This window comes from Cobetia sp. 29-18-1, assembly GCF_029846405.1.
Lineage (GTDB): Bacteria > Pseudomonadota > Gammaproteobacteria > Pseudomonadales > Halomonadaceae > Cobetia > Cobetia amphilecti.
In genome coordinates, this window is sequence record NZ_JARWKS010000017.1 from 17107 (window position 1) to 31364 (window position 14258).

Sequence of the window (14258 nt, forward strand, 5' to 3'; positions counted from 1 at the left end):
GTTTGATGCTCATCCGGTATAGATCTGTGATCTAGCCTGGCTGTGCTCAAACGTGGCCCAGAAGGCACTGGCCTGGCCGCGCGACACTATCGCGTTCCACAAGCCTGGGGGCCAGTTGGGTCTGGCCCGGGAAGGGGGTCCCTTTCAGGCGCGCAATCAACTGATCAACTGCTGTGGTGCCCAGCGCATAGATCGGCTGACGGATGGTGGTCAGGGCGGGCGAGAGGTAGGCGCTGATCTCGATATCGTCGTAACCGATGATAGAGAGTTGCTGCGGTACCTTGAGGCCCAGGTCCTGGGCGGCGCGCAGACAGCCCAGCGCCAGCAGGTCATTGAAGGCGAAGATGGCATCAGGTCTGTCCGCTGGATTGGCCAGCAGCAGGTGGGCCGCGCGATGACCGTCGGCTAGCATCAATTGGGTCGCGATCTGCCAATCTTCGGCGAGCCCCAGGCCGGCCGCGTGCAGGGCGTCCAGTGCGCCGTTCAGGCGCTCGCGGGAACGGGCATGATCACGAGGCCCGGTCAGCAGGGCGATGCGCTCGATTCCTTGCGTCAATAGGTGCTCGATGGCAAGCCTGCCCCCCAGGCGTGAATCATCATTGACCACCGTCATGTCCCAGCCCGGCTGGGGCTCGGCATCCATCATCACCGTGGGCAGTGGCAGGGCACTGAGCGCCTCGAGAAATCCGGCACCGTTCTCGGCGGTCATCACCACCAGGCCATCGATGCGTCGGTCCCGCAGCGTCTCGAGATAGCTGAGCTGCTTGGCATCGATATCGTCACTGTTACACAGGATCAGGCTGTAGCCCGCCTGGTAGCAGCGGTCCTCGACGCCACGGATCACCTCGGCAAAGAAGGGGTTATGCGCACTGGTGACGATCATCCCCAGGGTGCGGCTGCGGTTGGATTTCAGCGCGCGGGCAACGCTGTCCGGTCGATAGCCGAGCGCGGCGATCGATTCGCGTACCCGGGCCTCGGTCGCACTGGCTACCGGGCGGGTGGCATTCACGACATGCGATACCGTGGTTACCGAAACTCCAGCGTGTGCCGCCACATCCTTGAGTCGAATCACATCTCTGTCCCTGGTGGTGAGCCTGATGGTGAAAGCCGAGCGGGCGTCACTGAGCGCGAGGCGAGCAGGACACGCCATTGATGGAAAAGACCGAAAAGACGGAAAAACGCCGGCCAGTGGCCGGCGTCCTGTCTCGCGATGCAGGCTGCGTGAGCCGTGTGACCCCTTATTCGGTGATCAGCTTGAGCGGCACGGAGATGGTCTTCTCGACGTCCTCGTCCTTGAGCAGCTTGTCGGCGGTGTCGACGCCGAGACTACCGATCAGTGCCGGTTGCTGGGCGACGGTAGCGTCCATCTTGCCGGCCTGCACGGCCTTGATGCCTTCATCGGTGCCATCGAAGCCGACCAGCAGGATGTCCTTGCCGGCGGCCTGCAGGGCACGCTGGGCGCCCAGCGCCATCTCATCGTTCTGGGCAAAGACGGCATTCACGCTCGGATGCGCCTGCAGCAGGTTCTCCATCACGTTCAGACCTTGGGTGCGGTTGAAGTTAGCTGGCTGCGTGGCCACCAGGCTGAGGCCTGACTGGCCATCGATGGCCTTCATGAAGCCTTCACCGCGATCACGCGTGGCCGAGGCGCCAGCGACGCCTTCCAGCTGCACGATCTCACCCTTGCCTGCGAGTTTATCGGCGATGAAATTGCCCGCCAGTTCGCCACCGGCGACGTTGTCGGAGGCGACGTGCGCCGCGACCCGACCGCCATTGGCACTGCGATCCAGTGTGACCACCGGCACATTGCGGCCATTGGCGGTGCGCACGCTGGAGACCACGGCATCGGAATCGGTCGGGTTGATCAGCAGCAGATCGACACCACGGGACAGAGCGTCCTCGACGTTGGACAGCTCACGCGCGGCGTCATCGCCGGAATCCAGCACGATCAGCTCGTGGCCCAGTTCTTCGGCCTTGTCCTTGGCACCCTGCTGGAGGCTGACGAAGAAGGGGTTGTTCAGCGTCGAGACCACCAGCGCGATCTTGTCGGCCATGGCGGATTGCACCGGCATCATGCTCAGGCCTGCGGCAGTGATGGCGGTCGTCAGCGTGGAGGTGAGCAGTTTCTTCATGGCGATGGTCCTTTCGTTGTCGTCGGCGACCCGGTAGAGGGGCCCCCGTGGTTGGCGCACGGGGGCGAGGGTCTTCGATGCTGCCGGGAATGAAATCGTGCTGTGTTTTACGGGTTTGCTGTTGCTTGCTTCTGCGTACTAACAGGCTATTTCTGCGCGCGGCTGTCGATCAGTACCGCGAGCAGGATGACGGCCCCCTTGGCGATCATCTGGTAATAGCTGGAGACGCCCATGATGTTCAGCGCATTGTTGAGCACGCCGATCACCAGTGCACCGATCAAGGTGCCGAAGATGCGTCCGCGGCCACCCATCAGGCTGGTGCCACCGATGACGACTGCCGCGATGGCATCCAGCTCGTAACCAGTGCCGGCATTCGGTTGTGCCGAGCCCAGGCGCGCGGCGAGGATGGCACCTGCCAGTGCCGCGAAGGCACCCGCGATGGCATAGACGCTGATCTTGATGCGATTGACGTTGATGCCGGACAGACGCGCGACCTTCTCACCACCCCCGACCGCATAGACGTGGCGCCCAAAGCGGGTGTGATGCAGCACGCCCCAGCACAGCACGTAGACGAAGAACATCATGTAGATCGGGATCGGCACGCCGAGCCAGTAACCGCCACCCAGATTCCAGAAGCTGTCGGCGGCTTCGCTGACGCCGATGGAGACCGGGCGGCCATCGGTGTAGACGAGCGTGGCACCGCGCAGCACCGTCATCGCCACCAGCGTGACGATGAAGGCCTGGATGCGACCGAAGGCGACGAACAGGCCGGAAATGGCGCCCAGGCCAGCACCGGCGATGATGGTGCCTGGCACGCTCAGCCAGGGGGAGAGACCGGCGGCGGTCATCGAGGCCGCGAAGGCGCCGGTCAGCGCCAGTACCGCGCCGACCGACAGATCGATACCCGCGGTGAGAATGACGAAGGTCACGCCCATGGCGATGATGGCATTGATGCTGGTCTGGCGGAGTACGTTGAGCAGGTTGTCGGACGACAGGAAGTTGTCGGACAGGCCGGCACTCACGGCGATCAACAGGGCCAGCGCGATCAGCGCCTTGTTATCGACCAGCAGGCGCATGACGTCGAGGCGGCGGCCGCTGGCGGCAGAGGAAGAAGGAGTAGACATCAGTTCGGCATCTCGTGGCGGGAAGCGGAGGAGTCGGGTGTAGAAGACGGGCGGGCGGTATCGCGTGATGCAGCGCTGGAAGTTGACGTGCCATTCGCGGAGTCGTTGCCGCTGCTCAGGGGGCTCTCGAGGCCTGAGGCCGCGGTCATGATCGCTTCCTGGGTCGCGTTCTCGCGGCTGAACTCGCCGGAGATACGCCCATCGGCGACCACCAGAACGCGATCGGCCAGGCCGAGCAGTTCGGGCATCTCAGAGGAGATCAGCAGCACGCACTTGCCCTGGCGCTTGAGCTCGTTGATCAGCAGGTAGATCTCACGCTTGGCGCCGACATCCACGCCACGGGTCGGTTCATCGAGAATCACCAGCTCCGGCGCCGGCATCAGTGCCTTGGCCAGCGACACCTTCTGCTGGTTGCCGCCGGACAGCGTGTCGACCGGCTGGTCGGTATTGCTGACCTTGATCTGCATGCTCTTGACGAAGCTTTCGACGGCGGCGGCTTCCTCGCCATGACGAATGCGCCCGAACGCGCCACAGAAGCTCGGCAGGGCGCTCAACGACATGTTGCTGGCCACCGAGTGGGCGAGAATCAGGCCCGCCTGCTTGCGGTCTTCCGGCACATACACCAGACCCGCGGCCAATGCCTCGGCCGGCGAGGCGAAACGCACCGGCTGGCCATGCAGCTGGACGCTGCCGGCGCTGATGCGGGTATCGCCGCACAGTGCGCGGGCCAGTTCGGTACGCCCAGCGCCCATCAGGCCGCCAAAGCCGAGCACTTCCCCACGACGAGCCGAGAAGCTGATGCCCTTCACGCCCGGCGCCTCGAGATCCTTCACCTCAAGCAGCACTTCGCCATCAGGGCTGGCGGGCGTGTAGGGATAACGCTCGGCCAGCTCGCGGCCGACCATCAGACGAATCAGTCCATCCTCATCCAGCTCTGCCGTCGGCCCCTGGTGGATCATCTGGCCATCGCGCAGCACGGCGACTTCATCGCACATGCTGAAGATCTCGTTCAGGCGGTGAGTGATCAACACCAGCGAGCGGCCTTCGGCGCGTAGCTCCGCGACGACCTCGGCGAGGATTTCGGTCTCGATGTCGGTCAGCGCATCGGTGGGCTCATCCATGATGATGATCTCGGCGTCCAGCGACAGTGCACGCGCGATCTCGACCATCTGCTGCTGACCGATGCTCAGCTCGCTGACGGCGGTGCGGGAATCCAGCGATTGGCGCAGGCGGTCGAGCAGCTGGCGGGCATCGCGGTGCAGGCGCTTCCAGTCGACGGTGCCCAGCGCGGTGCGCGGTTCACGGCCGAGGAAGATGTTCTCGCCGGCGGACAGGCCCGGCACCAGATTGAGTTCCTGGTGGATGATGGCGATGCGGCTGTCCATCGCCTGACGCGGGGTGGTGAAGACCACTTCCTCGTCACGCAGCCACAGTGTGCCGGCGTCGTAGCGATAGACGCCGGAGAGAATCTTCATCAGCGTCGACTTGCCCGCGCCATTCTCGCCGGCCAGCGCATGTACGCGCCCCGCGCGCAGCGTCAAGTCGACACCCTTGAGCACGCTGACCCCGGAGAAGCCCTTGTCGATGCCCTTGAGTGCCATCAGCACCCGCGGTTGTGCATGGCTCTGCATCAGAAGGGCACTCCACAGTGCAGGATCACGTTGGCGTACGGCGTGCACTCGCCCGTGCGCACGATGACGCTTGCCTCGGGCAGCGCTGCCTTGAAGGCTTCATGACTGAGCTGCTTACGGCCGATCGGCGCGAGGGACAGGCGGTCCAGGGTGTCCAGGCGTTCGACGATGGCGTCATGGAAGGAGGGGCTCTTGACCGGCAGCTCCTCGGCCAGGGTCGTGGCCTCGATGCACAGCTCGGCCAGCAGGGCATCCAGCACCGGCAGCATGGCGGGCAGGCCGGGAATCACCGCGAGATCGACACAGGGCACGCCCTCGGGAATCGGCAGGCCGGCGTCGGCGATCACCACGGTGTGGGTATGGCCGAGACGGGCGAGGTGGCCACTGAGAGGTCCGTTCAAGATGCCGTGTCGTTTCACGTCGCAGTCCTTGGGTAAAGCAGGAATGAGTCGATCCAGTGTCTGAATCCGCTGGTTCACAATGGCGCCAATTATGAACCGCAAACGTTTGCGGTGCGGTAAGCGATACGTCGTAGGCGCTGTAGGGTGACTACCTTTCTGTAGTCTGAGGTCTAATGCGGCGTGTGCTCGGGAGGTGATCAAACAAGAGGGTGATCGAAAGAAGAAGGCGCTCACACAAGAAAATGTCTGAACAAGAAAGCCCTCAAGTTCACGAACCCTGTGCCGATAGCCACAACACTCAGACAGACAAATACGCCCGGTATGCGTGCTTTTTCGCCTGATGGCGGTTCAGCGGGCATGTGAAAATACCTTCACCCTATCGAGAGGTGCATATGGCGACGATTTCATCGCTGGGGATTGGCTCTGGGCTCGACCTCAACAGTCTGCTGACGGATCTGGAGACGGCAGAGCGTCAGAAGCTCACGCCAATCGAGACCCAGCAGGCAAGTTACGAGGCCGAGTTGTCGGCCTGGGGCACGATTCAAAGTCGCCTGGAATCCCTGGATACCGCCGCCGCGGCGCTGGCCGATGCCGAGACCTATGCCGGCATGACGACCACCGCCAGTGGCTCGGGCGTCAGTGCCACGGCAACCTCGGAAGTGAGTGCGGGCAGTTATTCGGTGGCTGTCACCCAGCTGGCGCAGGCGCAGAGTCTGGCGACGACGGGGCAGGCGAGTCGTGATGAAGCCATGGGAGATGGCACCGCGACCACGCTGACGCTGTCATTGGGCACGCTGGCCAGTGATGGCAGCTATGCGGCAGACGCCGAGCGTAGCGCCAGCATCGTCATCGATGAGAGCAACAATACGCTGGAAGGCATTCGTGATGCCATCAACGAGGCGGGCCTCGGTGTCACGGCCTCGATCGTCAATGATGGCTCCGACACGCCGTATCGCCTGGTGATGACTTCGGATGAGACGGGCAATGAAGCGGTGATGAGCCTCTCGACCAGCGGCGAGGTGGCAGAGCTTGATAGCTTGCTCAGCCATGACCCGGCGAGCTATGACCCGACGAATAATGATCCGGCCACTGGCGGGATGGAGGAAGTTGTCGCGGCGCGCAATGCCGAGTTCAGCGTCAATGGCATCAGCATGCAAGCTACCTCCAATGTCATCGATGATGCCGTGGATGGCTTGACCCTGACGCTGAGCGAGACGAACACGACAGCCAGCGTGGTCACCGTCAAGGAGAACGCCGAGTCGGTAAGCAAGGCGATGGAAACCTTCGTCAATGCCTACAACGATCTTCAGGACACCATCGACAATTACACCGCATTCAATGCCGATGAAGGGACCGCGGGGGAATTGCTGGGCGATTCGACGCTGCGCACCATCGAGAGTCGTCTGACCTCGGCGCTGAATTTTACCAGTGAGGGCGATTTCTATGCGCTCTCCTCGCTGGGAGTGAGCCGTACCAACGATGGCAAGCTCGAATTCGACAGCGCTGTGATCGAGGCCGCCGACAGTGAGCAGCTGGCCGCGATGTCGGGATTCTTCATCTCCGATGATGAGGCGGGCACCAGCGGCTTCGCCAGCCAGATGTCCAGTCTGCTTGAAGAGGTGGTCGGGGAAGATGGCACGCTGGAAAGCACCACGGAAGGCATTGAGGGGTCGCTTGAGAGTCTCGCCAGTCAGTATGAGCAGACCGAAGACACCATTGAGGCCACCATCGAGCGATATCGGGAACAGTTCACTGAGCTCGACATCCTGGTGGCCAACCTGACATCTACCAGTGACTACCTGACCAGTCAGCTGGAAACGCTGGAAAACAGTTGGGACATGACGGGCTGATAGATGGCTGATGCCCATGAGTCATGGGCCTGACCACTGGTCACTGACTCAGGCCTTGGCCATCCGCCGCGAGATTCGATGAGTCCGGCAATGCCCGCAGTAGAGACGGCATGCCGGCGACGGCTCCATATCTGACAGAGATACTGACAAACGCCATGAACAAGGGAACCCAATCACCATGAGTCGCTATCGTGGCGCCAATGCCTATGCCCGGGTCGGCGTGGAATCCGGTGTGCTTTCCGCCAGCCCACACCAGTTGATCGTGATGTTGTTCGAGGGAGCCGATCGCGCGCTGGCGGCGGCGCGTCTGCAGATGGAAGCCGGCGACGTGGCTGCCAAGGGACAGTCGCTGGCCAAGGCGACTAGCATCGTCACTGAAGGTCTGCGTGCCTGCCTGGATCATGAGCAGGGCAATGAGGTCGCGACCAATCTCGATCGCATGTATGACTACATCGCGCGCCTGATCATGCAGGCCAACCTGGGCAACAGCCCGGAAAAGCTCGACGAGGCGCGTCGCCTGCTCAACGAGCTGGGAGACGCCTGGCGTCAGATTGCCGTACACGACAAGGGATTGGGCTGACCATGAACAGCAATGCACTGCTCGCCGATGACACCTTCCAGCAATGCGATGAGCTGCTGGAGCAGATGAATGCCATGCTGCGCTCAGCACGCCTGGGTGACTGGCCCGCGGTTCTCGGCGGGCAGGCCAGCTATATCGAGAAGATGCAGCAGCTGCGCATGCCGCGAGGTGGCAACGCCGAGACGCGCAGGGCGCTGGAACAACGTCTGCGCACGCTGACCACGCTGGAATCAGAGCTGACCGTCCAGCTCAAGGCGCGCCAGAGCCAGTTGCAGGAAGTGCTCGGGGATGTGGGTACGCGCCGCAAGCTGGCACGCAGCTATGGCCAAAGCAGCTAGGGTCAGAACAGCCTAGGTCAGGCAAGTTACGATCGTGGCGTCCAAGCTCAGCAGAGCAAGGCTTGATCGGGCATGGAGAGAGCCGAGCCTCCAAGGCCTCGCGCATGACTCCCTAGCGGCCTCCCTGGCAATGAGGATTGCACGACATGAGCGGCATCAATCCCTTGATCGATAGTCTGCTCCATCAGGTGTTGGGGAGGGCGGCACAACGCCCGCCGCCGGCGGACTCCGGTGTCGTCTTCCCGACCTCCGCTCTCCAGTCGCGCCAGGGGCTGGGGGCGGAAGATGGCAAGGGCAGTGGCGGCCAGAATGGCGCAAATCTGCTCTTCCAGGCAGGCGCGGGAGCAGGCGCAAGGCCTGCATCGTCGTCATTGGAGGCTGGCGCAGCGTTGCTGACACCCTCGCAAGCCTCCACTTCTCCCACTGGCGCTCTCGTGTCAGCCTCCTCTTCCCTCCCATTGCCCGGTGCTTCCGTCGAACTGACGACGCAGACACAGACGATGTCACGTCTGCTCGATGCCCTGTCACAGCTGGTAGCCAGTGGCTCAGCGTCTGCGCGGGTCGGGTTGGCGCTGCCGGAAGGGCAGTCACTTGTTTCTCTGCTGGCGCGCGGCCAGCCCTTGCCCGGTCTTCTGGCGCCCATGGCGTTGTCCAGCGCATCACTTCTCAGTCTGTCGGCGGCCTTGAGCCAGCAGATTCACCAGAGCGGGCTCTTCTACGAGGCGGACCTGCTCGCCTGGGTCGAGAATCGCCTGGGATTGGCCGACCTCGCCGGTCATCCGCAGCTTGCCAATGCCAGATTGGAGGCTCTGTTGGCCTGGCGGCAATGGCCGGTGCTGGCGGAGGCGCGCTTCATCCCTTGGGAGGCGGCGCGCGAGGACGCCTTTGTCTGGCGCATGCGAGACATGAGAGCAGAGCTGCGCCGTGAGTCGCGCCCGGGCATGGCTCGCCCGAGCAGTGACATGTTGCCGCCGGGTGGCATTGACGCGGCTAGACAGGGCGCCAGCGCCCATGAAGCCAGTGCACTGGGCGCCTATCGTGCCAACATGCAACTGGGCGTCACTCAACCTGCCGCGTCGGAAGTGTCTCGCCAGGCGATTGGCTCAGACGCCCTCGCCAGCGGGCTGGTACAGCAACAGCTGTTGTTGATTCTGGGTCAGCCCTTTAATTGGCAGGGCCTGTTGATGCCCGGCCTGCATGTCTTCTTCAGCCTCTATTTTCCGGGGCCGCCTTATCGGCACCGCTTGCAAGATGAGGAGGAGCGGCGTATAGCGCCATTGGCCGTGATGCCCGTGGCTGCGCATGACGCCACTCCCGACAGTCGCCGCAGTGATCACGGTGATGCTCAACAGTGGAAGATGTCGCTGACATTGGTGGCAGGCGACAGAGGTGGCGAGGAGGGCAACGATCACAAGCCACAGGTGACTGCTGAGCCAGAGGATTCTGCCGCGAAAGACAATGCGGAGCAGGACGAAGAGCAGACGCAAGCATCAAACAGTGCAGAAAGTGAGAGTGGTGAGAAAAGCAAGAGTAGTGAGAGTAGTGAGAGCAGTGATGCTGCCGCGCGGGCAACGCTTGCAGTGAACCTGACCTGGTATCAGCTCGATGCGCCTGTGGCGTTGGTGGTCGAGATCGAGCGTCTGACGCAACCTTCCAGCAGCACAGTCGAGCGTGATACATCCTTGCGCGACATGCGGCATGCGCTCGCGCAAGGTCTGGCCGGGATAGCGCCCAGGGTGCACGTACGCCCCGGCGATGCAGTGCGTGACCATGAGGCGCCCGCGCCTTCTGATGGCACATCTGTCGATGCCCCCCGGGCCACAGCAGGGCAAGCGACGGATTTCATGCATACCCAGGGTGAGAGGCTGGGGCAGCGCATCCAGCAGCGGGCCAATTCGCTGGGCCTGAGCGTGCATGAAATGCCCGAGCTGGTCGAAATGCTGGCCACCGGGCTGCCGGCACGCAAGGAATTGCCCACAGCCTTGATGCAGGTCGTCGTCAAGATCGCCGAGCTATGGGCAGAGAGGCATCGCTCACAGAAGACGCCTTCCGAGTAAAACCCTCGAATGTCCCGCCCTGAAGGATGATGTTTCATCCTTGTACGATTCTTGCTCATTGAGCCCTGGCGAATGTTTTTATGGCATGCCACTGCATGGCGACTGTGGAGGTGTGAAGTGACACTTCAGGCGTCACGCCATAGGCCAAGATATCGAGAAATATAATTTATTTATAAGATTTAAATAAAACGTCACTCAGGCGAACTGCTTGCGTGGATACGGTATTGAAACTCCGCCGAGGGTCGCCGTGAAAATGCAGCTCGATCCTGCATGTTGTTTGTGCCAGAACCCTCATATGCAATGTTTTATTCTGTTGAAGCGGCGAGAGAAGCCCATTTGGGCGAGCCGCTGGCGGGTCCTCTCACCGCGTTGAAATAGCAGATAGCCCATCCTGGACAAGTGCTGACATTGCGTTATTCCTCGCCTTTACGCAGGGGTAACTTGCTGCCTGTTGGCGGCCCGTATAGGGCAATTGCTCGATATTGTACAAGGCATGCCCCGGGTGGCGGGAAATGGGCAGTGCTGCTTTTCACAAAAATGCAACACACTGTGCGCACCATCCGCTTGCTATTGCTTTGTATGACAAATCTGGTGCATCGTGATTATGCAAGTCGTCTTGAAGACAAGATTGAGGGCTTTTCTGACGCAGCCTGCTGCCATTTCGGCGCCTTGATGCAGCTTTTGTGCATGTGACGTAGTGGTATGTAAAAAAATGTTGATGAAGAGTCTGGTTCATTACGTGATTAAGTATTAGAATCGCCATCTCAAAGAAGGTGGCTCACTTGGTCATGAAGCCACTAGCCCGCATGGCGCCACTGGTCCGGCGCCGTGAGTATTTCGTTACATTATATCAAAACCATAAGGGATGACGGTCGAGTGCCAGGGTTGGCGGTAGCTCGGGACGATCAGACCACTCAGGGAATCATGATGTCCTCACTGCTCAATGATATACAGAGTGTCAATCTGTCGTATCTTCTGCTTGTGCAGCGCTTGTTGGTCGAAGATACGGAAATGGCGCTGGTACGCCTGGGTCTCGATCAAGAGATGGCGGATCTTTTGTCTGGCATGAGTGTCAGTCAGCTGGTGTCGTTGTCGTCCTGCAATCAACTGTTGTGCGAGCTGGCGTTGGATGATGCCTCGCAGCTCAAGGGGGTATTGCAGGGTGGACGCGACCAGGATTTCAGCGCGATGCACACTGCCATGCTGCTGAATGCGCGCCAGAACGATGCTGGACTTCGCCAGGGGGGAGTCAGCGGATGACCCAGAAAAGTCTCGTCGATGAACTGCAACAGCTGCAGTTGGCAGTAGAGTTGATCGAACTGGGGGCCCGCCTGCAGGTGCTTGAGACGGAAACGGAGATCAGCCGCGCGCGTCTGGTCAAACTGTACAAGGAAGTTCGGGGTGTCTCGCCGCCCAAGGGCATGCTGCCGTTTTCCACCGACTGGTTCATGACCTGGCAGCCCAATCTGCATGCGTCGCTGTTCCATGGCTTCTACCGTCGGCTCAAGGCGCAGGGCGCATCGCGCATGAATGCCTTCGTCAAGGCATATCGCTTCTACCTGGAGCATGTCGGCGAAGACGAGCCGGTGCTGGCGCTCACGCGCGCCTGGACGCTGGTGCGCTTTTTCGAAAGCGATCTGCTGGAAGTGGCCAGCTGCAAGACCTGCAGTGGCCATTTCGTGGTGCACGCCCACACGCCATCACATGATTACGTGTGTGGCATCTGTCAGCCGCCATCGCGTGCCGGCAAAACGGCAGCCCGCCGCAAGGCCCGTGAAGAGCTGGCACTGGAGCAGTCGGCAGCCGTCGCTAGCCTCGGCTGATAGCTGTCTCGTGTCAGTGAAGGCGGCAGGATTGCGCCAGGCGAACGAGCAAGACGAGCGTGCAAAGACCAGAAGGCTTGCCCATCCCCGGGCAGGCCTTCTTGCGTTGTGCGCCATTGCTCTGACGCCTGGCTCAATACCGACTGTTCGAGCATGGTGCTTTCCACAGCGACTGCCTCAACGAATATTCCGCCGTGACCCTAAAGACATGCTCAGCGACGCCGATAGTCAGATTCATGCGACGTTGACCGAATGCCAAGGGGGTTATTGTGTTGTTGTTCATAGGCTATCTAGTGGTCATCGGGTCCACCCTGGGCGGGTATCTGATGGTGGGCGGGCACCTGGCGGTGCTGATGCAGCCCGCGGAATTGCTCATCATCTGTGGCTCTGCCGTCGGCGCCTTTCTGGCCGGCAACAACGGCAAGGCCATCAAGGCCACCGGCAAGGCATTCTCGAAGTTAAAGCGCACGCGTGGCTACAACAAGTCCCTGTACATGGAAGTCATCGGGCTGCTGTATCTGCTGCTGTCGCGTGCCCGTCAGCAGGGCATGCTGGCGATCGAGCAGGACATCGACAATCCGCAGGAAAGCGCCTTGTTCGCCGAGTATCCGCGCCTGATCTCCGACCCCATTCTGATGAATTTCATCACCGACTACCTGCGCCTGATGGTCAGCGGCAACATGGACCCCTTCGAGCTCGAGTCGCTGATGGAGCACGAGATCGAGACCTTCAAGCACGAAACCGAGATTCCAGTGCATTCCCTCTCGGCGGTGGCCGATGGCCTGCCGGCCTTCGGGATCGTCGCCGCCGTGATGGGGGTGGTGCATGCGCTGGCCTCGGCGGACCAGGGCGCCGCCCAGCTGGGTGTGTTGATCGCAAACGCCATGGTCGGCACTTTCCTCGGCATCCTGCTGGCCTATGGGTTCGTCACGCCGGTCGCCAACAAGATCCAGCACGAGGTGCACGAGGCCGTGAAGATGATGCAGTGCATTCGCGTCATCCTGATGGCCTCGCTCAATGGCTACGCCCCGCAGGTCGCGGTGGAGTTCGGCCGCAAGGCGTTGTTCACCGCCGAGCGCCCCAGCTTCAACGAGCTGGAAGAGCATGTGCGCGAGATCAAGAACAAGGGTGCGGGCTGATATGGCGTTGCTGTCTCTCGCAAGTGCGTCAGTCGCAAGCGTGTCCGTCTCCTGCGTGTCAGTGGCACAGGTGTCGCTGGCTGTCGCGGTCGAGGCAGTGGGTGTTTCTGGACTGAAGCTCGGAGGTCTCGATGAGTGAAGAGCGCAGACCCATCGTCATCAAGCGGCCGCGTATCGTCAAAGGGCATCATGGTGGTGGCTGGAAGATTGCCTACGCCGACTTCATGACCGCGATGATGGCCTTCTTCCTGGTGATGTGGGTGATCTCGAATGCCTCGGACGACGACCTGCGGGAAATCTCCGATTACTTCGGTGCGCCGCTGGAAGTCTCTCTGCTGGGGGGCGATCGCAATTCGGCCTCCAGCAGTGCCATTCCCGGTGGCGGCTTCATGGCCGAGCAGACCCAGGGCGAGAAGGGCGCTGATCTGCAACGCCTGCAGCGCCAGGCGCTGGCCGATGATTCCCGCATGGCCGCCATTCGCGACGAGATCGACACCACCATGACGCAGCGCATGGCCGATGATGCGGACCTGGCCGAGCTACGCGAGCAGCTGCAGATCGAGCTGACCTCGGAAGGCTTGCGCATCCAGATCACCGATAGTGATCAGCACCCGATGTTCGCGCTGGGCAGCAAGCAACCCTCGCCACAGCTCTCGCAGCTGCTTGGCTTGCTGGCGCCGATTCTCAAGCGGCTGCCCAATCATCTGAGCATCACCGGGCATACCGACAATCGTCCCTTCGTCGGTGAAGGCGGCTACGGCAACTGGGAGCTCTCCACCGATCGCGCCAATGCCGCGCGCCGCGTGTTGGGCAACAGTGGGCTGCCCTATGAGCGCATCGTGCGCGTGGTCGGCATGGGCTCGCGCATCAGCCTTGACAGCCAGAACCCTGAGGCCGCCATCAATCGTCGCATCAGCCTGATGGTGCTCAGCCAGTCGGCCTATCGCGATATCACTGACAGCAACGGCGTCAATCCCCAGCCCGCCGAGGACATCAACAGCCTGCGCGAGCGTCTCGAGCAGCTGGCAAGCCCGGTACGCGTGACGAATCCCGTCGCTGGCAGTCATGTCACCGACAGCCCCGTCGCCTCCGGGCTGGACAGCTGAGTGCGCTCAAGGCGTCTCATGTCAGAACTTAAGCGGCGCCGCTTCCCGTGTGATAGCGCAATGACAGCCAGCGAGAA

Annotated in this window: 13 protein-coding genes; 8 read left to right on the forward strand and 5 right to left on the reverse strand. The window is 61.7% G+C overall.

The window, feature by feature from the left end:
• Positions 1-46 precede the first annotated feature (46 nt).
• The 5 genes from QD208_RS13270 to rbsD all read right to left on the reverse strand — a co-directional run bounded on the left by QD208_RS13270 (position 47) and on the right by rbsD (position 5522).
• A complete protein-coding gene (locus QD208_RS13270) occupies positions 47-1072 on the reverse strand; it encodes a LacI family DNA-binding transcriptional regulator (RefSeq protein ID WP_279837072.1) in 1026 nt (341 codons plus the stop codon).
• 166 nt (positions 1073-1238) lie between these two features.
• Positions 1239-2132, reverse strand: a complete 894-nt coding sequence (gene rbsB / locus QD208_RS13275) for a ribose ABC transporter substrate-binding protein RbsB (RefSeq protein WP_279837073.1) — start codon at positions 2130-2132, stop codon at positions 1239-1241.
• 146 nt (positions 2133-2278) lie between these two features.
• A complete protein-coding gene (rbsC, locus tag QD208_RS13280) occupies positions 2279-3256 on the reverse strand; it encodes a ribose ABC transporter permease (RefSeq protein ID WP_107334720.1) in 978 nt (325 codons plus the stop codon).
• Positions 3256-4887, reverse strand: a complete 1632-nt coding sequence (locus QD208_RS13285) for a sugar ABC transporter ATP-binding protein (protein ID WP_279837074.1) — start codon at positions 4885-4887, stop codon at positions 3256-3258. The genes rbsC and QD208_RS13285 overlap by 1 nt, the downstream gene beginning before the upstream one ends.
• Positions 4887-5522, reverse strand: coding sequence for a D-ribose pyranase (gene rbsD / locus QD208_RS13290; protein WP_347882001.1), 636 nt, complete (start codon positions 5520-5522; stop codon positions 4887-4889). Before rbsD ends, QD208_RS13285 begins: the two co-directional genes overlap by 1 nt.
• 158 nt (positions 5523-5680) lie before the next feature.
• On the opposite strand from rbsD, the gene fliD reads away from it, so the two are divergent.
• From fliD to motB, 8 genes are all read left to right on the forward strand, one after another.
• A complete protein-coding gene (gene fliD, locus QD208_RS13295; RefSeq protein WP_279837076.1) occupies positions 5681-7138 on the forward strand; it encodes a flagellar filament capping protein FliD in 1458 nt (485 codons plus the stop codon).
• Between the two features lie 178 nt (positions 7139-7316).
• The gene (fliS, locus tag QD208_RS13300; protein WP_279837077.1) at positions 7317-7718 is read left to right on the forward strand and encodes a flagellar export chaperone FliS; all 402 of its coding nucleotides are present in this window, start codon (positions 7317-7319) and stop codon (positions 7716-7718) included.
• 2 nt (positions 7719-7720) lie between these two features.
• Positions 7721-8056, forward strand: a complete 336-nt coding sequence (locus QD208_RS13305) for a flagellar protein FliT (RefSeq protein WP_279837078.1) — start codon at positions 7721-7723, stop codon at positions 8054-8056.
• Positions 8057-8202: 146 nt separating this feature from the next.
• On the forward strand, positions 8203-10113 hold the full coding sequence (locus tag QD208_RS13310) for a hypothetical protein (RefSeq protein ID WP_279837079.1): 1911 nt from the start codon (positions 8203-8205) through the stop codon (positions 10111-10113).
• 927 nt (positions 10114-11040) lie between these two features.
• Positions 11041-11373 (forward strand): flagellar transcriptional regulator FlhD, encoded by a 333-nt coding sequence (flhD, locus tag QD208_RS13315; protein WP_166018115.1) that lies wholly within the window; start codon positions 11041-11043, stop codon positions 11371-11373.
• On the forward strand, positions 11370-11936 hold the full coding sequence (gene flhC, locus QD208_RS13320) for a flagellar transcriptional regulator FlhC (protein ID WP_054556600.1): 567 nt from the start codon (positions 11370-11372) through the stop codon (positions 11934-11936). Before flhD ends, flhC begins: the two co-directional genes overlap by 4 nt.
• A gap of 269 nt (positions 11937-12205) precedes the next feature.
• Positions 12206-13075 (forward strand): flagellar motor stator protein MotA, encoded by an 870-nt coding sequence (gene motA / locus QD208_RS13325; RefSeq protein WP_279837080.1) that lies wholly within the window; start codon positions 12206-12208, stop codon positions 13073-13075.
• A 131-nt stretch (positions 13076-13206) separates the two neighbouring features.
• Complete coding sequence (motB, locus tag QD208_RS13330; RefSeq protein WP_279837081.1) at positions 13207-14181, forward strand: flagellar motor protein MotB; 975 nt, start codon at positions 13207-13209, stop codon at positions 14179-14181.
• The last annotated feature ends 77 nt before the right edge of the window (positions 14182-14258 follow it).

Bases quoted from the DNA above. Each gene is read 5' to 3' on its own strand.
- rbsB (WP_279837073.1), bottom strand. From the start codon at position 2,132: ATGAAGAAACTGCTCACCTCCACGCTGACGACCGCCATCACTGCCGCA.
- rbsC (WP_107334720.1), bottom strand. From the start codon at position 3,256: ATGTCTACTCCTTCTTCCTCTGCCGCCAGCGGCCGCCGCCTCGACGTC.
- QD208_RS13285 (WP_279837074.1), bottom strand. From the start codon at position 4,887: ATGCAGAGCCATGCACAACCGCGGGTGCTGATGGCACTCAAGGGCATC.
- fliD (WP_279837076.1), top strand. From the start codon at position 5,681: ATGGCGACGATTTCATCGCTGGGGATTGGCTCTGGGCTCGACCTCAAC.
- fliS (WP_279837077.1), top strand. From the start codon at position 7,317: ATGAGTCGCTATCGTGGCGCCAATGCCTATGCCCGGGTCGGCGTGGAA.
- QD208_RS13305 (WP_279837078.1), top strand. From the start codon at position 7,721: ATGAACAGCAATGCACTGCTCGCCGATGACACCTTCCAGCAATGCGAT.
- QD208_RS13310 (WP_279837079.1), top strand. From the start codon at position 8,203: ATGAGCGGCATCAATCCCTTGATCGATAGTCTGCTCCATCAGGTGTTG.
- flhD (WP_166018115.1), top strand. From the start codon at position 11,041: ATGTCCTCACTGCTCAATGATATACAGAGTGTCAATCTGTCGTATCTT.
- flhC (WP_054556600.1), top strand. From the start codon at position 11,370: ATGACCCAGAAAAGTCTCGTCGATGAACTGCAACAGCTGCAGTTGGCA.
- motB (WP_279837081.1), top strand. From the start codon at position 13,207: ATGAGTGAAGAGCGCAGACCCATCGTCATCAAGCGGCCGCGTATCGTC.